Below are 23,116 nucleotides of genomic sequence, written 5' to 3'. Positions count from 1 at the left end.
TTGCAGGATGAGCGAAGAATATGTTTAAAAAACTTCGTGGCATGTTTTCAAACGACCTATCTATCGATTTAGGTACTGCCAACACTCTAATTTACGTAAAGGGACAGGGTATTGTCCTTGATGAACCTTCTGTAGTTGCTATTCGTCAAGATCGTGTAGGTTCTGCAAAAAGCGTTGCTGCTGTAGGCCATGCGGCAAAACAGATGCTTGGTCGTACGCCAGGTAACATCTCAGCTATCTGTCCAATGAAAGATGGCGTTATCGCTGACTTCTACGTAACAGAAAAAATGCTTCAGCACTTCATTAAGCAAGTGCATGACAACAGCATCCTTAAACCAAGCCCACGTGTACTGGTTTGTGTTCCTTGTGGTTCTACTCAAGTTGAGCGTCGTGCGATTCGTGAATCTGCACTAGGTGCCGGTGCGCGCGAAGTTTACCTAATTGATGAGCCAATGGCGGCAGCAATCGGTGCAGGTCTGCGTGTCTCTGAGCCAACAGGTTCAATGGTGGTTGATATCGGTGGTGGTACAACTGAAGTTGCGGTTATCTCACTAAACGGTGTGGTTTACTCTTCTTCTGTACGTATTGGTGGTGACCGCTTTGATGAAGCTGTGATCAACTACGTACGTCGTAACTACGGCAGCTTGATCGGTGAAGCAACGGCTGAAAAGATCAAACACGAAATCGGTTCTGCTTACCCTGGTGATGAAGTTCAAGAGATCGAAGTTCGCGGTCGTAACCTTGCAGAAGGTGTGCCACGCAGCTTTAGCCTGAACTCAAACGAAATCCTAGAAGCATTACAAGAGCCACTGTCAGGCATCGTATCGGCAGTGATGGTTGCACTAGAACAGTGTCCACCAGAGCTTGCGTCTGATATCTCTGAAAACGGTATGGTGTTAACAGGTGGTGGTGCACTACTGAAAGACCTTGACCGTCTACTAATGGAAGAAACTGGTATTCCAGTGGTTATCGCTGAAGATCCACTAACCTGTGTGGCTCGTGGCGGCGGTAAAGCACTAGAAATGATCGACATGCACGGTGGCGATCTATTCTCTGAAGAATAAAGTGCAGGGTGGAGTCCATATGGGCTTCACCTTCATTTCCGCTCTCTGTAATTTCAATCTGCTCCATACCTAGAATCTCTTCATGTCAGATTCTCAGGTTGCCAAGTAAGGCTCAATAATCATGGTAGCAATCAGGTTAAAAACAAGATGAAACCGATTTTTGGCAGAGGTCCATCTCTGCAATTGCGTCTGTTTTTTGCTGTCATCGTGTCGGCGAGCTTGATGCTGGCTGATAACCGTCTAGATACGTTTTCCAACGTCCGATACCTATTGAACAGTATGGTTGCGCCAATCCAATACGCAGCTAATTTGCCTCGTAGCATGTTCGATGGAATGTTCGAGAGTTTAAATACTCGTCAGGCACTGATTGAAGGCAATCGCAATTTGAAGCGCGAAGTGCTTCGCCTGAAGAGCGAGCTGATCTTGCTCGACCAATATAAAGAAGAAAACCAACGCCTGCGTAAACTGCTCGGCTCTTCATTCGTCCGTGACGAGAAGAAAGTCGTCACAGAAGTGATGGCTGTGGACACGTCACCGTACCGCCACCAAGTGGTGATCGACAAAGGTCGTATTGATGGCGTTTACGTTGGTCAACCTGTTATCAACGAGAAAGGTATCGTTGGTCAGGTAACGTTTGTGGCCGCGCACAACGCACGTGTCTTGTTGTTAACAGATGCGAAAAACGCAATTCCAGTCCAAGTGATTCGTAACGATATTCGTGTTATCGCTTCCGGTAATGGTGAAGTGGATGAAATCCAACTAGAGCACATCCCAACCAGTACCGATATCCAAGTTGGCGATTTGCTGGTGACATCGGGTCTTGGGGGTATTTATCCAGAAGGCTACCCAGTCGCAACTGTTACGAATGTGGATCACGATACTCGCCAAGAATTCGCATCAATCAAAGCGGAACCTGTGGTTGAGTTTGATCGCCTGCGCTACTTGCTATTGATTTGGCCGAATGAAGACCGTCAACACAAAGTACTGCAGTCCAATGTAGAAGAAGGTTCAGAACAAGAGGTAACCGATGGCCAATAGTGTATTTAGAAGCCGAATGGTCATCGGCGTCAGCTTCTTCGTCGCGCTAGTCCTGCAAACTATTCCATGGCCAGGCGTTTTGGATTTACTACGTCCATCATGGCTGTTCCTCGTTACCTGTTATTGGGTGCTGGCACTGCCGCATCGTGTTAACGTTGGTACCGCTCTGGTTTTAGGTTTGCTTTGGGATATTTTGATTGGCTCGACGCTCGGGATCCGAGGGATGATGATGTCGATCGTTATCTACTTGGTTGCGTTGAACTTCTTGGTGATTCGTAACATGGCATTGTGGCAACAATCGATTTTGATTGCCTTTTTTACCGTGCTACTGGAACTTCTTATATTCTGTGGGGAATATTTGAACCAGGACGTAGTATTTAATCCATTATCTCTGTGGACTGCGGCAATAAACTGTATACTTTGGCCATGGATGTTTTTATTAATGCGACGCGTCCGTCGCGCATGGCACGTAAGGTAGCGTTGTGAAAAAGGGCTTATCCCTCGTTCTCGCATCGGGTTCTCCGAGAAGAAAAGAGTTGCTTGCTCAACTAGGTTATGACTTTGATATTGTGCTTCCTGATATAGAGGAAGCCAAACAAGATCACGAGCAAGCAAAAGACTATGTTTTGCGTCTCTCTCTGGAAAAAGCTCAAGCAGGCTTAGCGATGGCTAAGCCTGATTCCGTTGTATTGGGCTCCGATACCGTGGTGGTGTGCGATAACCACGTATTAGAAAAACCAAAAAATTTCGAAGATTCAAAACGCATGCTCAGCGATTTATCGGGTCGTCAGCATCAAGTGATGACTGCGGTGAGCGTCGTATCAAAAGAACAACAACACTCAGTGGTCGTTATCACTGACGTGTGGTTCAAAACTCTGACTGAAGAAGAAATAGAACGATACTGGCAGTCAGGCGAACCATGCGATAAAGCTGGAAGTTATGGTATTCAAGGACTCGGTGGGCGTTTCGTCACCCGAATCGAAGGCAGTTATCACGCCGTAGTAGGCTTACCTTTGTTCGAAACCGATCAGCTAATTCAAGAATTTTTATAATTGTTTTGAGGTGTGCACATGAGTGCAGAATTGCTGCTTAACGTGACCCCGAGTGAAACTCGTGTGGCCATGATTGAAGGTGGAGTACTACAAGAAGTTCATATAGAACGAGAATCGCGCCGTGGCATTGTTGGCAATATTTATAAAGGCAAAGTGAGCCGAGTATTGCCGGGCATGCAAGCGGCGTTTGTCGATATTGGTTTAGATAAAGCGGCATTCTTGCACGCGTCAGATATTGTTCCGCATACTGAGTGTGTGGCGGAAAACGAAAAGCAACAATTTCAAGTCCGTGATATTTCTGAGTTGGTTCGCCAAGGTCAGGATATTGTTGTGCAGGTGGTTAAAGACCCACTAGGTACCAAGGGCGCTCGCCTGACGACTGATATTACCCTCCCATCACGTTATCTTGTCTTTATGCCTGGGGCTAGCCATGTTGGCGTTTCTCAGCGTATCGAAAGTGAAAGTGAACGTGAGCGTCTAAAGAAAGTGGTTAACCACTACTGCGACGAGCACGGCGGTTTTATTATTCGTACTGCGGCAGAAGGTGCAGACGAAAAAGAGCTCTCTCAAGATGCGGCATTTTTGAAGCGCTTATGGCAGAAAGTCATGGAGCGTCGCTCGAAGTACAAAACCCGTTCGACCTTGTACGGTGAGTTAGGCTTGGCACAACGCATCCTGCGTGATTTTGTTGGCACTGAGCTAGACAAGGTTATGGTTGACTCTCGTCTTGAATACGAGAACCTTAAAGAGTTTACGTCTGAGTATGTTCCTGAGCTGACTGATAAGCTTGAGTTGTACGAAGGCGATAAGCCAATCTTCGATATGTACGACACAGAGAACGAAATCCAACGCTCTCTGGAACGTAAAGTTGAGCTTAAGTCAGGTGGCTACCTAATCATTGATCAAACTGAAGCAATGACAACGGTCGACATCAATACTGGCGCGTTTGTCGGTCGTCGTAATCTTGAAGAAACCATCTTCAACACTAATGTTGAAGCGACTCAAGCGATCGCTCGTCAGCTGCGTCTGCGCAACTTAGGCGGCATTATCATTATCGACTTTATCGATATGGCGTCAGAAGAACATCGTAAGCGTGTACTAACTTCGTTGGAAACAGCGCTCTCAAAAGATCGAGTGAAGACCAACATTAACGGCTTTACTCAGCTAGGCTTAGTTGAGATGACTCGTAAGCGTACGCGCGAAAGTATTGAACATATCTTATGTTCTAGCTGTCCTACTTGTGAAGGTCGCGGTAGCGTGAAGACAGTAGAGACCGTGTGTTACGAGATCCTACGTGAAATTACCCGAGTGAACCGTGCTTATGATGCAGACAACTTTGTCGTATACGCGTCACCATACGTAGCGGAAACACTATTGGGTGATGAATCTCACGCACTGGCTGAACTCGAAGTATTTATTGGTAAGCAAGTTCGTATTCAAGCTGAACCCCTGTACATTCAGGAGCAGTTTGACGTTGTCATGATGTAATTGGAAAATTTGTGAATTCTGGTTTTAACCGTTTCGGGCGTTTCTGCGCGTGGACTTTAGTGACGTTATTAGTGCTTTTAGCCATCTTAGTAACCACACTACGCGTAGCATTGCCACAACTTAACCACTTCCAAGATGAGATCAAAACCTGGGTCAAGCAAGGCACAGGTTTTGACTTTTCTATTGCCAGCGTTGCTGGCTCTTGGCGTAATAGCCATCCCTCTATCGCACTGCAAGGCTTAGAAGCGAACCTGCCGAATAACCAAGACGCGCGCTTTGCCGTGGATGAAATTCATATTGAATTCGACTTGATTCAATCTCTCCTAAAGTTTAAGCCTGTGGTCGCGGATCTCACCATTGATGACTTGGCGTTAGATATTCGTACCGTTGATTTGTTGTCTAAATCAGAAAGTAACGACCCAGCAGCGAATGTCAGCCAAAGTGAATCAAAGCTGATTGATCAGTTGGACTCCTTGTTACTGCGTCAGTTTGAAGATTTCACGATTACCGACTCACGTATTTGGTACAAGTCAGTGTCTGGTGAAACACGCCGCTTGGACATCGAGCAATTACGTTGGAGCAACCAAGGTAAGCATCACTTAGCGGAAGGCACAGTGAGCATTGCGGACGCAAGTCTCAACTCATTGTTAGTGCGTGCTAACTTCAAAGATTATGGTTCGCTGCGTGATATCTCAGGTGAATTTTACGTAAGTGCAAAAGATGTGTCCGTGACGCCTTGGCTAACCACTTACATGCAAGATGAGTCTGGCGTTGAGTCAGGCAAAGTGAGTCTCAACACTTGGTTGACGTTGCAACACAGCCAACCAAGTTACGCTTATGTCGATCTGCAACCCTCTGAGTTAGTGTGGAATGAGAAAGGGCGTCATGAACTGCTGCTGGAGTCTGGTATTTTCAAGCTTTCACCAGATAAAGAAGGCTGGAAAGTAAATGGTCACTCACTGCAAATCCGCACCGATGACCGACCATGGCCTGAGCTGGATGTTGCCTTTGATTGGCAACCAGGTGGCTGGCTACTCAACTTATCCCAATTAGACATTGAAGCGTTAACCCCGCTCGTTAAGTTAGCACCTAAATCAGAATCCACTACGGATTTGCTAGATAAACTAGCGCCGAAAGGACGAGTGGAAGACATTCGCCTGTCGATGAATGGTGGTTTAGATACGCTACGTTACTCAGCCGAACTGGATGAATTGGGTTTAACGCAGTGGGAGCTGCTGCCTGGCTTTAGTCATGTGCAAGGCAAAGTCTCGGGTAACCTAGAACAAGCAAAAGCGAAAGTGACGGTTATCGATGATGTCTTCCCATATGGGGACGTATTCCAAGCGCCTTTAAACATCAAGCAGGGTGAAGTCGACATCGTTTGGCAGCAAGATGAAGATGGTTGGCGTTTGTGGTCTGATAAAGTGACTGCGGCGACACCCGATCTGCAAGTGCTGGGTGCGTTCCGTCTCGATTTCCCGAAAGAGCAAAGCCCATTTCTGTCGTTTTATGCAGAAGCTGATCTCTACAACGCTGGTGAAACGTGGCGTTACCTTCCAACTCTAGCACTTGGGCAAGATTTGACAGACTACCTATCTACTGCGATTCAGGGGGGTAAGGTCAATACTGCGAAGCTGCTTTGGTATGGCGAGCTAGGTGACTTCCCGTATAAAGAGCATAACGGCATGTTCCAAGCATGGGTTGGATTGAAGAATGCGAAGTTCAGCTTTGATACTGCTTGGCCAACCATTACAGATTTACAACTCGATTTGTTGTTTGAAAACGATGCCATGTACTTGGATTCGAAGTCTGCCACGTTAAATGGCGTGAAAGCGAAGCGAATCACAGGTCGTATTCCCGAGCTTGCAGAAGGTGGCCATATCGAGATCGAAGCGAAAGCAAGCGCACCGGGTAATGAAGTTCGTGACTACATGATGGCAACGCCACTGGTTGACTCTGTGGGGGCTGCGTTGACCGCACTGCAAGTTAGTGGTCCTGTTTATTCAGAATTCCAACTCAATATCCCATTTGATACCGAGAAAGATGCTCGCGCATGGGGTTATGCGGATCTTAAGAACAACCGCGTAGATATTGATGCGCCGCCGATGACGTTAGAGAACGCGACTGGCCGTATCAAGTTCGATAACGATGTAGTGACTACTTCTGGTCTATCTGCTGAATTATTGAAGCAGCCAATCTCACTGGACTTTCGTGGTGAGAACGCCGAGCAAGGCTACAATGTGACCATCAATACCCTTGGTGATTGGGAGGTAGACCCACTCAAACCTTACCTTGGCGAGCGTTGGTTAAGCCTTGTTTCAGGTCATGCACCATGGCAAATGGACATCGATCTACAACTCAACGATGTGGGTTTTACCTATCAAGTGGATGTGCTTGCTCAGCTTAGTCAGTTAGCAAGTGAATATCCGTACCCGCTTGGGAAAAAACGGGGCGAAAAAGGGCAAGCGAAGCTCCAAGCTTCTGGAAACCAAGAAAGTGTTTCGGCTCGTTTGCAGATCCCAAATGCGAAGTACCAAACGGAAATCGACATTTCAGGCGATGTCCCAGTATTGACCGCAACAAATCTCGTTGTGGGGAACGGCGGTTTCAAAATCAGCCCTGTGGTAGGACACGATGCCTCAATTCGTTTGGATGATTTGAGCCTCGATAAGTGGGCGGATTTAATGCACGTTCCACAAAGTACCACACAGTCTGTTTTGTCGAGCATGAAAACACCGACTGTTCCACTTCCAACGCGTATTAGCATGGATGTGAAGAATTTGGAGCTTGGTGGTATCGAGTTTCACGATGTGGATTTGAATGCACGTAAGAAGAATCTAAGCTGGCAGCTCGATGTTGATAGTCAAGAAGTGAAAGGCAAAGCCAATTACCTCAAACCATATGATTTGTCCGTCTCATTGGAGCATTTACACCTGTATATTCCAGGTTTTGATGAGATGACGAAAGAGCGCAGTTCTCTGTTCGCTAGTGAAGATCAGAGCGCACCACTAATCTCAAACTTTGACCGCAAGTTCCATGCAGAAATGCCAAACTTAACTTTGAACATTGATGATTTCTGGTTGCAAGGTTACAAGGTCGGCAAGGTAAACGTGGATGTCGAGCGTGGCAATAATCGACTTGAATGGAAGAACGTAACTTTCAGTAGTGGCCAAAACCGTATTGATATGAGCGGTTGGTGGGAGCTAACCAAAGAGCGAAGTCATTCAAACCTATCCATGAAAGTTAAAGGTGATAATAACAGTGATTTGATGGAGCGCTTTGGGATCACCTCTGGCATCCAACAAGCGCCGTTTGAAATCAATGCCAACCTAGACTGGGATGGCGCGCCGTGGTCGATGAAGACTCAAAGTTTGCAAGGTGACGTCTCTACCGAATTTGGTAAAGGCGTGATCACCGAAGTGAGTGGCGCGGCGCGATTGCTCGGTCTGTTTAGTCTTGATTCGATCATTCGTAAGATGCAGCTCGACTTTACCGACGTGTTCGACAAAGGGATGGCATTCAACTCAATCACGGGTACAGGCAAAATCCAAGATGGTGTATTTATCACCAACGATATTGTGATGGATGCACTGGCCGGTGAAATGAAGATTCGTGGCATCGCCGATATGAACACCCGCTTGGTGGATGCGGAAGTGAACTTTACTCCGGACATTACTTCAGGTTTGCCTATGCTGACTGCCTTTGCTGTAGCGCCTCAAACGGCGTTGTACGTACTGGCGATTTCGACGGTTATCTCTCCAGTAGTGGAAGTCTTCACGCAAGTAAACTACGAAGTGAAAGGTCCTCTGGATTCACCTACCGTAAAAGAGATTTCACGAAGCAAAGGTGAATACAAGTTGCCAGAAAAACTGCGTGAGCAAGCGAAGTAATTGCGCGGTTAGTCTTCTGACGAACAAGGAATTGAATACATGGAACGTGTTGGCATCATTCAAATGACATCAGGTCCAGATATCGAGGAGAATCTGGACTTCATTGCCAAGCAATGTGCATTGGCTGCTGAGCAAGGTGTGAAGCTGGTTGTGACACCAGAAAACGCTACGCAGTTTGCCAATCGAGAGGCGTATCACCAGAACGCAGAAACTTTGGGTGACGGTCCTATCCAGCAGTGTTTATCTGAGATCGCACAACGCAATCAATTAACGCTAATAGTCGGCAGTATGCCGATTCGTACTGAACAAGGTGTGACTACCACGACATTGGTTTTCTCACCGCAAGGCGAGCGTATTGCTCATTACGATAAGCTGCATATGTTTGACGTGGATGTCGCCGATGGGCATGGCAGCTATCGTGAGTCGGATACCTTTAGTGCAGGTAATCGCATCGTGACGGTAGAGACCAATATTGGTACGGTAGGCTTAAGTATTTGCTACGACGTACGCTTTCCTGAACTGTTTAAAGCACTACGCTTAGCAGGAGCACAAGTTATCGTTGTGCCCGCTGCGTTTACCGCTGTCACGGGAGAGGCGCATTGGGGAGTACTGCTAAGAGCGCGTGCGATTGAAACCCAATGCTGGATTCTTGCCTGCGGGCAAACGGGGACGCATCCATGTGGTCGTCAAACCTGGGGGAACTCCATGGTGATTGACCCTTGGGGGCGCGTTCACCAACAATTGAATGACCAAGTAGGATTGCTGGTGGCAGAGATAGATTTGTCACACAACCAGCAAGTAAGGCAGAATATGCCGCTGACTCAACACAGTCGCTTTCAAAATGAATTGAAACGGAAATAAAAGAGCTAACTATGAGCATAAACCAAATAGAACAGGCACTCCTTGCCCCAAACGGTCTGACAGAGCAAGACATCGCTGACACACTAGCGAGCATTGCAACGCGCCAGATCGATTATGCGGACATTTACTTTCAGTCCAGCTGGCATGAGTCTCTGGTTCTAGAAGACAGTATCATTAAAGATGGCTCTTTCAATATTGACTGTGGTGTCGGTGTACGTGCAGTCACAGGCGAGAAAACCGGTTTCGCCTACTCAGACCAAATTCAACTAGAAGGTTTGAAGCAAAGTGCGATTGCAGCGCGTGGTATTGCGCAGCAAGGTCAAAACGGCAAAGTACACGCATTCAAGCGTTCTGATAACCAAGCTTACTACGATGCGGTAAACCCACTAGCAAGCTGGGAAAAGCAACAAAAAACTGAACTGTTATTGTCTCTGGATGCGTACATTCGTACCAAAGAGCCACTCATCAAAGAAGTGTCGATAAGCATCAGCGGTGTGCACGAGCAAATGCTAGTTGCAGCAACCGACGGTACTTACGCTGGCGATATTCGTCCGCTGGTTCGTCTATCAATCAGTGTTCTTGCTGAAAAAGGCGATCGCCGTGAACGCGGTAGCGCTGGTGGTGGTGGTCGTTTTGGTTACGACTTCTTCCTATCTGAAACGAACGGCGTGAAACAAGCCTTCCAATTCGCAGATGAAGCGATTCGTATGGCGCTAGTGAACTTAGAAGCAGAAGCAGCACCTGCAGGCATGATGCCTGTGGTACTTGGTTCTGGCTGGCCGGGCGTATTGCTGCACGAAGCGGTAGGTCACGGTTTAGAAGGTGATTTCAACCGCAAAGAGTCGTCAGTGTTCTCGGGCAAGATGGGTGAGCAAGTGACATCTCCGCTTTGTACGATCGTGGATGATGGCACGCTAAAAGATCTGCGCGGTTCATTGAACGTGGATGATGAAGGTGTGAACGGTCAATACAACACACTTATCGAAAATGGTGTGCTTAAGGGCTACATGCAAGATAAGTTGAACGCACGCCTAATGGGTGTGAATCCTACAGGTAACGGTCGTCGTGAGTCTTACGCGCATCTACCAATGCCACGTATGACCAACACTTACATGCTGCCGGGTGAGCACACGCCAGAAGAGATCATCTCTACAGTGAAGAAAGGTCTGTACGCACCAAACTTCGGGGGCGGTCAGGTGGACATCACTTCTGGTAAGTTCGTGTTCTCTGCATCGGAAGCGTACTTGATTGAAGATGGCAAAATCACTCGCCCAGTGAAAGGCGCAACGTTGATAGGCTCAGGCATCGAAGCAATGCAACAAGTTTCTATGGTGGGTAACGACCTAAGCATCGACAGAGGCGTTGGCGTATGTGGTAAGGCGGGTCAAAGCGTACCAGTTGGCGTTGGTCAACCAACATTGAAGCTCGATTCAATCACCGTGGGTGGTACTGAGTAAGCATTAACTACCAATTAGCTATGACGTTAAAGATCGTCATTCCTTACCGCGACGAAGGAGCGATGATAGGGAATCTCGACTTTTAGCCTAGAGCATCAAACGTTAAGCTATTAAAGAATAAAAGAGCGCCCATTGAGCGCTCTTTTGTTTTAGGGGGAGATGATTCGCTACAGATTCTCTTCCGCAAACTCTGCCAAGCGACTGCGCACCACACCATTGAGGTGAATATTGGCGCTGCCTTCAAAGTTCTTGAAGCGTTCAACCATATACGTCAAACCAGACGTCACTGGGGTTAGGTAGTGGGAGTCAATCTGTGCCAAGTTACCCGAGCACACAATCTTAGTGCCTTCACCACAACGGGTGATGATGGTTTTGATTTGTGAAGCGGTTAAGTTCTGACACTCATCGAGCAAGACAAACGCATTCTGGATAGAGCGACCACGCATAAAGTTAATCGATTTAAACTGAATGTTGGCTTTATCGCAGATGTACTTCATCGAACCTTCGGTGCAATGGTCGTTCTTGTGCAGCGCTTCCAAGGTATCGGTCACTGCGGCTAACCACGGCATCATTTTCTCTTCTTCCGAGCCCGGTAAGAAACCAATCGACTCACCAATATCTGGCGTGTTCCGCGTTACGATAATCTTATCGAACATGCCTTTTTCAATGGTTTGCTCTAGTGCTGCTGCCATTGCAAGGAGCGTTTTACCACTACCGGCAGCGCCGGTCAGAATTACCAAATCAATATCAGGATCAAGCAAGGCATCCATCGCCATGCCTTGATAGATATTTTTCGGTGTAATGTCCCAAGCGCGACGATGCATCATGCGCTCACGACTCAGGTCGAGCAGCGTAACCTTATCCTCATTAATGGTTTCTACTCGACCTACAAAATCACTCTCTTCATCAATCACGTATTGGTTGATAAAGGTCGGCTCGAACGGTTCGCGGTTGAGTTTATGGAACGTTTTTCCACCCAGCGCGTAACTCTCAACTTCATCCACATCGCTCCAAAAATCACCTTCACGTTGTTGGAAGCCTTTGGTGAGATATTGGATATCATCAATCAGTTGATCCGTACGATAGTCTTCAACGAAACGTACGCCAGCGCCTTTGGCTCGCAAACGCATGTTGATGTCTTTGGTTACGAGCACGACTTCACGTGGTGCGCGTTTGTTTTGCAGATAAAGCACCGCATTGAGTATGCGGTTGTCACCGGCTTTGTCGGCGAAGGCTTTGACGGTTTCCTGCAATTCGAAGTCCGCCAAAATAGAGATGGTGCCTTGGCTAGGGTTGTCTTTAGAAACTGGAATACCTTCTGAGATTTCATCGGGTGTTGCGTCTTTAAACAGATCTTCCAAAGCGCGAATCGCAACGCGTGCATCCCTTGCTACATCACGTTTACTGTCTTTGATTCGGTCGAGTTCTTCCAACACGGTCATTGGGATGACGACATCGTGTTCTTGGAAAGAGAAGATGGCGAAGGGTTCATGAAGAAGAATGTTGGTATCGAGTACAAACAGTTTCCGATCGGTATCGCCCATAGCGTCTCCTTGCCGCAGCGCGGCTTTGCTGGCTAGTAGCTAAGAAGGAACAGTCTTCCTAACTCTGATTGCTTGCAATAGAGGTTGTCGGGCAATGTCGGTTAGTGCGCAACCGAGTAGCAAGACAACTTACTGCAAACCCGTGTTGATCCTAATCGTGTACTTAATGCGCTCAAATCATGCTTGATGACTCTAAGCGCCCCTCATTAGAAGTATACGTAAAATTTACTTCTTACAACTTAATAATTGTCATGAGTTTTTTACAATTTGATTGCATTCCTAATTCAGGAAAAAAAGTTGCCCCTCTGGGCGGTTTCGGCGTGACCTAAATCACAGCTTCAAGTAAGATTAGCGACCTTTTTCTGCGTATAGGCTACGCCCGATTTATCATGTGCAGCTGGCTTAAAAATGCACAGCACAAAGTGGCATGACAAGCACGATTGGCATAGCAGAAGCCAGAATCAGATCTAAACTATTATCCATGCCCATCGGGATGGGTAGAGACCAACAAGAAACAACAACGAGGTAGTCAATTCATGACATTTGCTTTGGGGCAGCGCTGGATTAGCGATACGGAAAGCGATTTAGGTTTAGGTACCGTAGTAGCAATGGATGCTCGTACTGTGACATTGATGTTTGCAGCATCAGAGGAAAACCGAGTTTACGCACGTAACGATGCACCAGTTACCCGAGTAACGTTCAACGTCGGTGATGTCATCGATTGCCAAGAAGGTTGGTCATTAAAAGTTGAAGAAGTACTGGAAGATGAAGGTCTATACACCTATTTCGGTACTCGTGAAGACACGCAAGAAACGGCGATCGTGTTGCGTGAAATCTTCCTAAGCAACCACATTCGTTTTAACAAGCCGCAAGACAAGTTGTACGCAGGTCAAATCGATCGCATGGACAACTTTGTACTTCGCTACCGTGCGCTACAAAACCAATTTGAGCAACACAAGAGCCCAATGCGTGGTCTGTGTGGCATGCGTGCAGGCTTGATCCCTCACCAGCTTTACATCGCGCACGAAGTCGGTCGTCGTCACGCGCCTCGCGTATTGCTAGCAGATGAAGTTGGTCTGGGTAAAACCATCGAAGCGGGCATGATCATCCACCAGCAAGTGCTGTCAGGTCGTGCTGAACGTATCCTTATCGTGGTGCCAGAGACACTGCAACACCAGTGGCTCGTTGAGATGATGCGTCGTTTCAACCTGCACTTCTCTATCTTCGATGAAGAGCGTTGTATTGAAGCGTTCGCAGAAGCGGAAAACCCATTTGATACGCAGCAATACGTGCTGTGTTCACTGGATTTCCTACGTAAGAGCCGCAAGCGTTTCGAGCAAGCGCTAGAAGGCGAGTGGGATCTATTGGTTGTCGATGAAGCGCACCACTTAGAATGGAGCCAAGACAAACCAAGCCGCGAATACCAAGTGGTAGAAGGCTTGGCAGAACGCACTGCGGGTGTGCTACTGCTAACGGCAACACCAGAGCAGCTAGGTCGTGAGAGTCACTTCGCTCGTCTACGTCTTCTAGATCCAGATCGTTTCTACGATTACGACGCATTTGTTGAAGAAGAAGAACAATACGCACCAGTGGCGGATGCTATCACTTCGCTGTTCTCTGGTGAGAAACTGCCTGACGAAGCGAAAAACCAAATTACAGAACTGCTTTCTGAACAAGACGTTGAGCCGCTATTCCGCATTATCGAAAGCGACAGTGATGAAGAAGCGAAAGCGTCAGCGCGCCAAGAGCTGATCGACAACCTGATGGACCGTCACGGTACAGGTCGCGTTCTGTTCCGTAACACGCGTGCAGCGATCAAAGGTTTCCCGAAGCGTAACGTGCATCTAATGCCAATGGACATTCCGCAGCAGTACACCACGTCAATGCGTGTATCAGGCATGATCGGCGGCAAGATGACACCGGAAGCGCGCGCGGTGAAGAACCTTTATCCAGAAGAAATCTTCCAAGAATTTGAAGGTGAAGATTCAAGCTGGTGGCAATTTGACTCACGTGTGAACTGGCTGCTCGAGAAAGTAAAAGAGAAGCGCAGCGACAAAGTGCTGGTTATCGCTTCTCGTGCAAGTACAGCGCTGCAACTTGAGCAGGCACTGCGTGAGCGTGAAGGTATTCGTGCAACCGTATTCCACGAAGGTATGTCGATTCTTGAGCGTGACAAAGCGGCTGCTTACTTTGCGCAAGAAGAGGGTGGCGCGCAGGTTCTCATCTGTAGCGAAATCGGCTCAGAAGGTCGTAACTTCCAGTTTGCTAACCAGCTAGTGATGTTCGATTTACCGTTCAACCCAGATTTGCTAGAGCAACGTATTGGTCGTTTGGACCGTATCGGTCAGAAGCGTGATATCGACATTCATGTACCTTACCTAAAAGGCACATCACAAGCGATCCTTGCGCGTTGGTTCGATGAAGGTCTAAATGCGTTTGCTGAAACCTGTCCAACAGGTCGCGCGGTTTACGATAAGTACTCTGATGCGCTGATTGAAATGCTGGCGTCTGGTGATGTTTCAAACCTTGATGAAGTGATTGAAGAATCAGCGAAAATGAACAAAGAGCTGAAATCACAACTTGAGCAAGGTCGTGACCGTCTGTTAGAGATGCACTCAAACGGCGGCGAGAAAGCGCAGCAGATTGTTGAGAAAATCTCATCGACAGATGGTGATACAAACCTAGTAACGTTCGCATTGTCTCTGTTCGACACCATTGGCTTGAACCAAGACGACAAAGGCGAGAACGCACTTGTGGTAACGCCATCTGAGCACATGATGGTGCCAAGCTACCCAGGCTTGCCATACGAAGGTGCGACTATCACATTTGACCGTGATACAGCGCTATCTCGTGAAGACATGCACTTCATCAGTTGGGAACACCCAATGATTCAAGGTGGTATTGATCTGCTGATGAGCGAAGGTGTGGGTACCTCTGCGGTTTCTCTGCTGAAGAACAAAGCGCTACCAGTGGGCACTATCCTACTTGAACTGGTGTATGCGGTGGATGCACAAGCGCCGAAACGCAGCGGCATTGCTCGTTTCCTACCGAAGACGCCAATTCGCATGATGATGGACAGTCGTGGTAATGATCTGTCTTCTCAGGTTGAGTTTGAAGGCTTCAACCGTCAGCTTAGCCCGGTAAACCGTCACCTAGGCAGCAAGTTAGTGACATCGGTACAGAAAGACATTCACAGCCTAATCGAAGCGGGTGACGCATTGGTTGAGCAGAAAGTGGAAGAAGTTCGCAAGCAAGCGCATCAAGACATGCAACAAAGCTTGAATGCCGAGCTTGAGCGTCTACAAGCACTGAAAGCGGTTAACCCGAACATCCGTGATGAAGAAATTGAATCGATTGAAGAGCAAATCAAAGAGCTAACAGGTTACATCAACCAAGCTCAGGTTCAGCTAGATTCGCTACGTCTGATTGTGGTCAGCCACAACTAATCAGCGTTCAAACACACGAAAAAAGGTCTTCAATTGAAGACCTTTTTCTTTATCTGAGCTTGGTTTATCTCAGCGGTTCGGTGAATTGCTCGTAGCCAATTACATTAGCCACTTCCACCAAATAAACAGCGCTAAGAAGCCGAATAAGTAAATCAAGCCAGCAATCGACAACCACTTCAATTTACGACCTAGCGCTAATGGCTTAGGTAAGTCGGTTTTGCTCACTAAAATGTAGTTCAGTAGCGCAAAGAATGGTGTCGTCATAAACGCCAGTACCATGGCAAAGTTCAGCATTGGTAGTAGTGCTGAAGCCCAGAACACCACAATACCTAATGCTAAGACCGATACCGTTAGCATGATCGCAGACGTGGCTTTTGGGGTCGTTTCTGGTTGCGAGCGCAGTAGACGTTGAGAGTCTGAAATCACACGTGAGTAGCCATCAATTACCGTAATTGTACTGCCGAAGATGCAGAAGAACGCAATCACCGCAATTAGGTAGCGTGACCATTCACCAATAGTTGCAGCGTACAAGCCGACTAGCTGGTGGGAGAAGCCCACGCCAGAGCTTTTAAGCTCGATGCCTGAGCCGTGTAGCATCAACGCACCTAGCGATACAAACACCAAAGCCAATACCGCAGTACCAATATAGCCGACATTGAAATCAAACAACGCAGATTTTGCGGTGACTTCTTGTTGGCTAGTTTGGCGTTTGAGCCACGCAGACGTCAAACAAGAGATCTCGATTGGTGCTGGCATCCAGCCCATGGTTACAACGATAAAGCCGATAGCTGCAATTGACCAAGGAGAAGGGGGTTCAAAGTTCGCAACGGGCTCTACCGGATTACCAAATGCAATCGCCACTGCTAGTAATGTCGCAATAGTCAGTACTGTCATGATGACTTTCGAGAGCGTATCCAGCGCTTTGTAATGACCAGCGAATAGGATCACCAAGCACGTGACCAATACAATGATACTGAGTGATGCCATCGACAATGAAAATGGAATGAAGTAGCCCAACAAGCTCGCACTGAACATCAGAAGCGCTGCTGTATTGATCACCGCAGAAACGGAACTGAGAAACAAGAACAACCAAAGGTAGGGGCGACCAAGCTTAGCGTAGCCTTCAACCAAGGTTTTACCTGTGCCCATGGTGTATTGCACGCCTGCTCGAAAAAAAGGGTATTTAAAAAGGTTTACTAGCAGGATAAGCACGGCGAGTTGCCAGCCATAAATGGCACCAGCTTTCGTTGAAGCAACGAGGTGAGAGCCACCAACCGCCGCAGAAGCCATGAGAATGCCGGGACCCAACGAGCGTACAAATTGGGAGATTTTGGATTGGGGTTGATCTGGTACTGCCGATTCCATTTGTTATTGTCCTTGTTCATCAACGATAAACTATAAGTAACATGCCCAGTATGGTTGTCAATTTAAATTTACAACTTGGTTTGAATTTATTTTTATTGGTGGTTTGACTTGTTAATTTTTATTATTTCAAAAAGTTATATCGACCCTTGTTGGTGAAAAAATTAAACGTGTTTTGTGCATGCATCTTGAGGGCTCTTGGGTATAATCAGCGCGTTTTTATTCTGTAGAGATCCTGCCCATGGCAATGCTTGAGTACAATCCACCAACTGATCCTTGGATTGATGTCGTTTTTGAAGATGAGCAAATATTGGCTGTGAATAAGCCATCCGGTCTGCTCTCTGTGCCGGGCCGTCTCGCTGAGCACTATGACAGTATGTGGAGTCGCCTCACTGAGCAGTATCCAGACATTCAAGTGGTACACCGTTTGGATATGTCGACTTCCGGTTTGATGGTTCTGGCGAAGAACAAACATGCAGAAAGTGCTTTAAAGAAGCAGTTTCAATATCGATTGACGCATAAGATCTACTATGCACGAGTTTGGGGGCACGTAGAGCAAGAAGAGGGTGAGATTGACCTGCCGCTGATTTGCGATTGGCCTAACCGTCCACTGCAGAAAGTGTGTTTTGAAGATGGCAAACCTTCTAAGACGCTATTCCAAGTGGCGAAGCGAGAGGAGCACCCTGATGGAGCGAAGACGACGATTGTACGTTTACTGCCTATCACTGGTCGCTCACACCAATTGCGTGTCCACATGCAAGCATTAGGTCACCCGATTGTGGGGGATGAATTTTACGCAACTGAAGAAGCAAAAGCTTTCTCTGAGCGCCTAGAACTGCACGCCGCTGAATTGAGCTTTTACCATCCGAAATGCCATTGGCTGCGCAGCATTTTTGTTCCTTGTGATTTTTACCCGGAAGCGGAAGCGATGATCTTTGACTATTTCGACCCAGCGCGTAAATTACCAGATTACAAAACACTGCCACGTCCATAAATTCATCTTTAGGCAGTGAACAAGGAGTTGTTATGTCACTGCCTAAAGTGGTCTTCCTCGACCGCGCGACTATTCCCGTTCAAATTCAAGTTCCTCGTCCAAGCTTTGCCCATGATTGGGTGGAATACGATCTGACTTCTTCTGAGCAAGTTGTTGAACGCCTTTCTGATGCAGATATCGTGATCAGCAACAAAGTGATGCTCGACCAAACCGTTCTCTCTCAACTTCCCAACCTCAAGATGATTGCTGTCGCGGCTACGGGTTTTAATAATGTCGATGTTAATTATTGCGCTGAGCACAATGTTGCGGTCGCCAACGTGCGTGGCTATGCGACTCGCTCGGTGCCTGAACACGTCATTGCGATGCTTTTTGCCTTGCGCCGCAACTTGTTTGGTTATCATCAAGACATTGCCGCAGGCGAGTGGCAACGTAATAAACAGTTTTGTTTCTTTACGCATCCAATTGGGGACGTTGCAGGTAGCACTTTGGGGGTGGTTGGCAGCGGCGCATTAGGTCTGGCGACGGCACAATTAGCGAAAGCGTTAGGTATGAACGTGGTGTTTGCGGAGCGCAAAGGCGTAACCGAGTGCCGAGAAGGCTATGTCTCTTTTACTGAAATGCTAAATCAAGCGGACGCCATCACTCTGCATTGTCCATTGAATGATGAAACACGTAATTTGATTGGCGAAGTGGAACTTAAGCAGATGAAGCCAACATCAATTTTGATTAATACCGGACGTGGTGGCTTGGTAGATGAGCAAGCCTTAGTGGATAGCTTAAAACAAAGTGAGATTGCTGGTGCAGGGTTTGATGTCTTTACCCAAGAGCCCGCCGATGAGAGTAATCCGTTGGTTGCCAATATGCACTTACCCAATCTATTGTTAACGCCACACGTCGCTTGGGGCAGTGACTCATCGATTCAGCGTTTGGCTGAGATCTTGATTGAGAATATTAACGCCTTTGAGCGTGGTGAAAGCCTCAATCGCTTGGCGTAATATCTGAAAATAGGCATGAAAAAAGCAGACTCACAGGTCTGCTTTTTACTTTCTTAAGCGTTGAATTACATTTCTTCTTCAAATGCTTTCAGAATTTGGAAGATTTCACGGTAAGATTTTGCTGGTTTACCGGCTTTCTTCTCTTTTGCTGCTTGGCGAGCAAGTTGGCGTAGACGTTGACGATCCGCTTCTGGGTACAATTCCATTACGTCATCAATCGCTTTATCGCCTTCTTCCACAACGCGGTCACGCAGCGCTTCTAGCTTGTGCAGAGCAGCTGTCGCTTGTGAGTGCTTGTTGCGGATTTTATCCAGAGCCGCTTGAATTGGTTCTGGATCTTCGTAGCGCATTAGCTTACCAATGCGTTGTAGCTGACGACGACGTGCTTCGTTTTTAAAGCGTTGTGCATCAGCAACCGCTTCGCGCAGTTCTTCGCTCAATGGAAACTTTTCTAGAACCGCCGGCTTAAGACCAACTAGCTCTTCACCAAGCTTTTGCAGCTCTTCCATGTCTCGCTTCATCTCGGATTTACTAACCCAGATGATCTCTTCTTCTGGTTCCCATGGCGCTTTTTGATTCTTACGTGCCATTTCAGTTGCCTGTGTTTTGATTAATATTATGACTATTTTAACAAGAATCGTGGGGAGAAAGCGAAATTCTTGTTATTCTATTGTGCATCGAATACATGATGTGAAAGACAATGGATATTAAACAGCAGGTTGCTGAGCAACGTACCGAGCTAGAACAAGCCGTTTCACGTGCACTAGAAATCGCTGCGGCGAAGTCTGATGCCGCTGAAGTCGCAATCACCAAGAGTACGGGTTTGAGTGTTTCCACTCGCATGGGTGACGTGGAAAACGTTGAATTCAACAGCGATGGCGCACTAGGCATTACTGTCTACCGTGGTCAACGCAAAGGCAGTGCTTCCACATCTGACTTGAGCGAAGCTGCTATTGAGCAAACCGTCTTAGCAGCACTAGACATCGCTCAATACACATCAGAAGACCCGTTCGCAGGTCCCGCTCCAAAAGAATACATGGTGAAAGAGGTACCAGACTTAGACCTTTTCCACCCAGATGCTCCTGATCCAGACTACGCAGCGCAGGTCGCTATCGCAGCTGAAAAAGAAGCGCTGAACTACAGCGACGCAATTAAGCAAAGCGATGGTGCGAGCTACGATAGTCACTACGGCGTTAAGGTTTACGGTAACAGCCATGGCTTGTTAGCAAGCTACGCATCAAGCCGTCATAGCACTAGCTGTTGTGTGATTGGCGTGGGTCAAAACGGCGAGATGGAACGCGATTACAGCTATACCGTTGCGCGCCATCGTGACGATCTTTGGTCACCAGAAATGGTTGGCCGCAAAGCGGCAGAGAAAACCATCAGTCGCCTTGACGCGCAAAAGCTTAAGACGGGCAAATACCCAGTGATGTTTGCTGCGGACGTAGCGACAGGCTTGATTGGTCACCTAGTGATGGCAATCAGCGGTGGTAACCTGTACCGCAAATCTTCTTTCCTATTGGATCACCTTGGTAAGCAAGTATTGCCGGAGTGGTTCAACATTTCTGAGCGTCCGCACGTACTACGTGGGTTAGCTTCAAGCCCATTCGATAGCGAAGGTGTCTACACGCAAGATCGTGAAATCATCACCGATGGTGTTTTAGCTACCTACTTGCTAACTAGCTATGCCGCTCGCAAGATGAAGATGGACCCAACGGGTCACGCTGGTGGTATCCATAACTGGTATGTGAAGTCGACAGGTCAAAATTTCGAGCAAATGCTAAAAGAGCTGGGCACAGGTTTACTGGTAACAGAAACTATGGGTCAAGGCGTAAACGTTGTAACTGGCGATTACTCTCGCGGTGCAGCTGGTTTCTGGGTTGAGAACGGTGAAATCCAATACCCAGTGTCTGAAATTACCATTGCGGGTAACTTGAAAGACATGTTCAACCAGATTGTTGCTGTGGGCAGCGACGTAGAAACACGCTCGCAAATCCAAACTGGTTCTATCTTGTTGGATACCATGAAGGTTGCTGGTGAATAAGCTTGCTAACCGCTAGATACGAAAAAGCCTGATGTGTTCATCAGGCTTTTTTATTGCTCGTTATTGGCGGTTCGCTACACAGCTTAAATCATTAAGGTTGCGAGACCGAGGAAGACTGATAGACCAATTACGTCCGTTACTGTGGTCAGAGCCATACCACCAGCGAGAGCTGGATCGATGTTCATTTTCTTGAGTAGGATTGGAATGGTAACGCCCGCAATACCTGCCACAAGCAGGTTGGTTAGCATGGCCGCCGAGATAATCCCACCAAGCATCCAGTTTCCTTTCCAGGCAACCACAATACCACCGATGATCAGCGCCCACATGATGCCGTTTAGCAAGCCGATAGCCGCCTCTTTCATCAAGAGTTCGCGTTTGTTCGAGTCACCGATATGACCGAGAGCTAAGCCACGGATTACAAGTGCAACGGTTTGGTTACCTGCTACACCACCCATTGAAGGCACGATGGTCATTAGGACAGCAATCGCAGCCATTTGGTCTAGAGTCGCTTCAAACATGTTGGAGACAGAAGCAGCTGCCAGTGCAGCAAGTACGTTGGCACCAAGCCAAATACTACGTTTACGAGCAGACTTTACCACAGGCGCGAAGGTATCTTCGTCGTCGTCCATACCCGCCATACTCATCATTGAGTGTTCAGCGTCTTCACGGATAACGTCGACTACGTCATCGATGGTGATACGACCGACAAGATGCTGGTTTTCATCCACAACCGGAGCTGATACCCAGTTACGACGTTCAAACAGGCTTGCTACGTCAGAGTCACTGGTATCAACTGTAATTGCATCGTCGGCGTCTTCCATCACTTCACTGACTTTGACATCAGGTTGCGTGGTGATCAGCGTGGTGATCGGTAGTTCACCAATCAGTCTGCTGTCATCATCAATCACGTATAGTGCGTCAGTTGCTTCAGGCAGTTCGCCTTTCATACGCAAATAACGCAGGACTACATCCACATCAACGTCACCACGAATGGTGATTACGTCGGTGTTCATCAGTCCACCCGCGGTATCCTCAGGGTAGGATAGGGCGGTTTCGACGCGTAGACGATCCGCTGAATCCATCTGAGACAGAACTTCGCGTGAGACGTCGTCAGGCAAGCTACGTAGGACGTAAGCCACGTCATCGGTGTCCATGCCTTCCGTCGCTTCTGCAAGCGCTTCAGGAGCCATTTTGGACACAAGACTGTCTTTAACGTCTTCGTTCAGCTCGTCAAGAATCTCACCGTAATCTTCTGGGTCGGTAAGTTGCCAAAGAACCTCACGACTTTTACGCGGCGAAGCTTCTAAAAGGTGGGCGATATCCTCAGGTTCCATGTCCTGCAGTTGGCGACGAACATGGACGAAGCGACCGTTTTCCAGTGCTTCAGTGACTTCTTGGAGGGCTTGGTGAGCTTGGTCGAATTCTATTTGCTCTGCCATTCATTCCTCCTAATTCCTGATATTTACAATGCTTTGAATAATAACTTAATTCTAGGCACCTTTTAATAACAACTTATGAAAGTCGACAAAATTATTTATCGGAATTTAAGCAGGAGGTGAAAGTTATGTGGGATATCTGGCTATAGATAATAAAAAAGCGAGTGAATCACTCGCTTTCATCAAACTTATCTTCAATCAAATGGCAAACAGCATCAAGAGCTTGCTCGGATTGGTCGCCAGTTGCGTGGATAGTCACGTATTGTCCTTGGGCGGACTCCAGCATCAACAACCCCATGACGCTGTCTGCGGTCGCGGTTTTGTCTTCTTCGTTGTCGATGGTGATCACCGCATCGAAGCTTTGCGCCAGCTCTACCAGTTTAACCGCAGCACGAGCGTGCAACCCTAAGCGGTTTTGGATCAATACTTTACGACTTATTTCCAC

The 23,116-nt window shown here is 47.5% G+C and carries 17 protein-coding genes; 12 read left to right on the top strand and 5 right to left on the bottom strand.

All coding sequences use genetic code 11. The features are described 5' to 3' along the window. Positions 1-20: 20 nt before the first annotated feature. The 8 genes from VHA02S_RS11015 to tldD all read left to right on the top strand — a co-directional run bounded on the left by VHA02S_RS11015 (position 21) and on the right by tldD (position 10,850). Positions 21-1,064, top strand: a complete 1,044-nt coding sequence (locus tag VHA02S_RS11015) for a rod shape-determining protein (protein ID WP_038898319.1) — start codon at positions 21-23, stop codon at positions 1,062-1,064. Between the two features lie 147 nt (positions 1,065-1,211). Then, positions 1,212-2,102, top strand: a complete 891-nt coding sequence (gene mreC, locus VHA02S_RS11010; RefSeq protein ID WP_005444357.1) for a rod shape-determining protein MreC — start codon at positions 1,212-1,214, stop codon at positions 2,100-2,102. After that, positions 2,092-2,580: a rod shape-determining protein MreD gene (gene mreD, locus VHA02S_RS11005; RefSeq protein WP_005444359.1), complete on the top strand. Its 489-nt coding sequence runs from the start codon at positions 2,092-2,094 to the stop codon at positions 2,578-2,580. Before mreC ends, mreD begins: the two co-directional genes overlap by 11 nt. A gap of 4 nt (positions 2,581-2,584) precedes the next feature. Further along, positions 2,585-3,154, top strand: a complete 570-nt coding sequence (locus VHA02S_RS11000; protein WP_009703017.1) for a Maf family protein — start codon at positions 2,585-2,587, stop codon at positions 3,152-3,154. Between the two features lie 18 nt (positions 3,155-3,172). After that, positions 3,173-4,642 (top strand): ribonuclease G, encoded by a 1,470-nt coding sequence (gene rng / locus VHA02S_RS10995; RefSeq protein WP_005444363.1) that lies wholly within the window; start codon positions 3,173-3,175, stop codon positions 4,640-4,642. A gap of 11 nt (positions 4,643-4,653) precedes the next feature. Further along, a complete protein-coding gene (locus VHA02S_RS10990; RefSeq protein WP_038898320.1) occupies positions 4,654-8,532 on the top strand; it encodes a YhdP family protein in 3,879 nt (1,292 codons plus the stop codon). 39 nt (positions 8,533-8,571) lie between these two features. Continuing rightward, positions 8,572-9,393 (top strand): carbon-nitrogen hydrolase family protein, encoded by an 822-nt coding sequence (locus VHA02S_RS10985; protein WP_038898321.1) that lies wholly within the window; start codon positions 8,572-8,574, stop codon positions 9,391-9,393. 11 nt (positions 9,394-9,404) lie between these two features. Next, entirely contained in the window at positions 9,405-10,850 is a 1,446-nt protein-coding gene (tldD, locus tag VHA02S_RS10980) for a metalloprotease TldD (RefSeq protein WP_005444369.1), read from the top strand. Between the two features lie 167 nt (positions 10,851-11,017). Here tldD and VHA02S_RS10975 read toward each other — a convergent pair whose 3' ends face one another. Beyond that, positions 11,018-12,394 (bottom strand): PhoH family protein, encoded by a 1,377-nt coding sequence (locus VHA02S_RS10975; RefSeq protein WP_005444370.1) that lies wholly within the window; start codon positions 12,392-12,394, stop codon positions 11,018-11,020. A 536-nt stretch (positions 12,395-12,930) separates the two neighbouring features. Here VHA02S_RS10975 and rapA point away from each other — a divergent pair. Then, a complete protein-coding gene (gene rapA / locus VHA02S_RS10970; protein ID WP_038898322.1) occupies positions 12,931-15,840 on the top strand; it encodes an RNA polymerase-associated protein RapA in 2,910 nt (969 codons plus the stop codon). 99 nt (positions 15,841-15,939) lie between these two features. Here the strand turns inward: rapA and VHA02S_RS10965 are convergent, their stop codons facing one another. Next, positions 15,940-17,205 carry an Nramp family divalent metal transporter gene (locus tag VHA02S_RS10965; protein WP_038898323.1) on the bottom strand — a complete coding sequence of 422 codons (1,266 nt, stop codon included), beginning with the start codon at positions 17,203-17,205 and terminating at the stop codon, positions 15,940-15,942. A 238-nt stretch (positions 17,206-17,443) separates the two neighbouring features. On the opposite strand from VHA02S_RS10965, the gene rluA reads away from it, so the two are divergent. Both rluA and VHA02S_RS10955 read left to right on the top strand, forming a co-directional pair. Continuing rightward, the gene (rluA, locus tag VHA02S_RS10960; RefSeq protein ID WP_009698808.1) at positions 17,444-18,196 is read left to right on the top strand and encodes a bifunctional tRNA pseudouridine(32) synthase/23S rRNA pseudouridine(746) synthase RluA; all 753 of its coding nucleotides are present in this window, start codon (positions 17,444-17,446) and stop codon (positions 18,194-18,196) included. A 32-nt stretch (positions 18,197-18,228) separates the two neighbouring features. Further along, positions 18,229-19,191, top strand: a complete 963-nt coding sequence (locus tag VHA02S_RS10955) for a D-2-hydroxyacid dehydrogenase (RefSeq protein WP_038898324.1) — start codon at positions 18,229-18,231, stop codon at positions 19,189-19,191. A 65-nt stretch (positions 19,192-19,256) separates the two neighbouring features. On the opposite strand, the gene yjgA is transcribed toward VHA02S_RS10955, so the two are convergent. Beyond that, entirely contained in the window at positions 19,257-19,781 is a 525-nt protein-coding gene (gene yjgA, locus VHA02S_RS10950; protein ID WP_005444375.1) for a ribosome biogenesis factor YjgA, read from the bottom strand. A gap of 110 nt (positions 19,782-19,891) precedes the next feature. On the opposite strand from yjgA, the gene pmbA reads away from it, so the two are divergent. Continuing rightward, complete coding sequence (gene pmbA, locus VHA02S_RS10945) at positions 19,892-21,235, top strand: metalloprotease PmbA (protein WP_005444376.1); 1,344 nt, start codon at positions 19,892-19,894, stop codon at positions 21,233-21,235. Between the two features lie 83 nt (positions 21,236-21,318). Here pmbA and mgtE read toward each other — a convergent pair whose 3' ends face one another. Continuing rightward, positions 21,319-22,674 carry a magnesium transporter gene (gene mgtE, locus VHA02S_RS10940; protein WP_038898325.1) on the bottom strand — a complete coding sequence of 452 codons (1,356 nt, stop codon included), beginning with the start codon at positions 22,672-22,674 and terminating at the stop codon, positions 21,319-21,321. A gap of 166 nt (positions 22,675-22,840) precedes the next feature. Continuing rightward, positions 22,841-23,116: an HPr family phosphocarrier protein gene (locus VHA02S_RS10935; protein WP_038898326.1), complete on the bottom strand. Its 276-nt coding sequence runs from the start codon at positions 23,114-23,116 to the stop codon at positions 22,841-22,843.

Source organism: Vibrio harveyi NBRC 15634 = ATCC 14126 = KCTC 12724, from assembly GCF_001591145.1.
In the GTDB taxonomy this organism is placed as follows: domain Bacteria; phylum Pseudomonadota; class Gammaproteobacteria; order Enterobacterales; family Vibrionaceae; genus Vibrio; species Vibrio harveyi.
Note: the sequence above shows the minus strand (reverse complement) of the source record. Positions and strands in the feature narration are given on the sequence as shown.

Bases quoted from the DNA above. Each gene is read 5' to 3' on its own strand.
- VHA02S_RS10955 (WP_038898324.1), top strand. From the start codon at position 18,229: ATGTCACTGCCTAAAGTGGTCTTCCTCGACCGCGCGACTATTCCCGTT.
- mreD (WP_005444359.1), top strand. From the start codon at position 2,092: ATGGCCAATAGTGTATTTAGAAGCCGAATGGTCATCGGCGTCAGCTTC.
- rng (WP_005444363.1), top strand. From the start codon at position 3,173: ATGAGTGCAGAATTGCTGCTTAACGTGACCCCGAGTGAAACTCGTGTG.
- VHA02S_RS10975 (WP_005444370.1), bottom strand. From the start codon at position 12,394: ATGGGCGATACCGATCGGAAACTGTTTGTACTCGATACCAACATTCTT.
- rluA (WP_009698808.1), top strand. From the start codon at position 17,444: ATGGCAATGCTTGAGTACAATCCACCAACTGATCCTTGGATTGATGTC.
- VHA02S_RS10985 (WP_038898321.1), top strand. From the start codon at position 8,572: ATGGAACGTGTTGGCATCATTCAAATGACATCAGGTCCAGATATCGAG.
- VHA02S_RS11015 (WP_038898319.1), top strand. From the start codon at position 21: ATGTTTAAAAAACTTCGTGGCATGTTTTCAAACGACCTATCTATCGAT.
- rapA (WP_038898322.1), top strand. From the start codon at position 12,931: ATGACATTTGCTTTGGGGCAGCGCTGGATTAGCGATACGGAAAGCGAT.
- mreC (WP_005444357.1), top strand. From the start codon at position 1,212: ATGAAACCGATTTTTGGCAGAGGTCCATCTCTGCAATTGCGTCTGTTT.
- yjgA (WP_005444375.1), bottom strand. From the start codon at position 19,781: ATGGCACGTAAGAATCAAAAAGCGCCATGGGAACCAGAAGAAGAGATC.
- tldD (WP_005444369.1), top strand. From the start codon at position 9,405: ATGAGCATAAACCAAATAGAACAGGCACTCCTTGCCCCAAACGGTCTG.
- mgtE (WP_038898325.1), bottom strand. From the start codon at position 22,674: ATGGCAGAGCAAATAGAATTCGACCAAGCTCACCAAGCCCTCCAAGAA.
- VHA02S_RS10965 (WP_038898323.1), bottom strand. From the start codon at position 17,205: ATGGAATCGGCAGTACCAGATCAACCCCAATCCAAAATCTCCCAATTT.
- pmbA (WP_005444376.1), top strand. From the start codon at position 19,892: ATGGATATTAAACAGCAGGTTGCTGAGCAACGTACCGAGCTAGAACAA.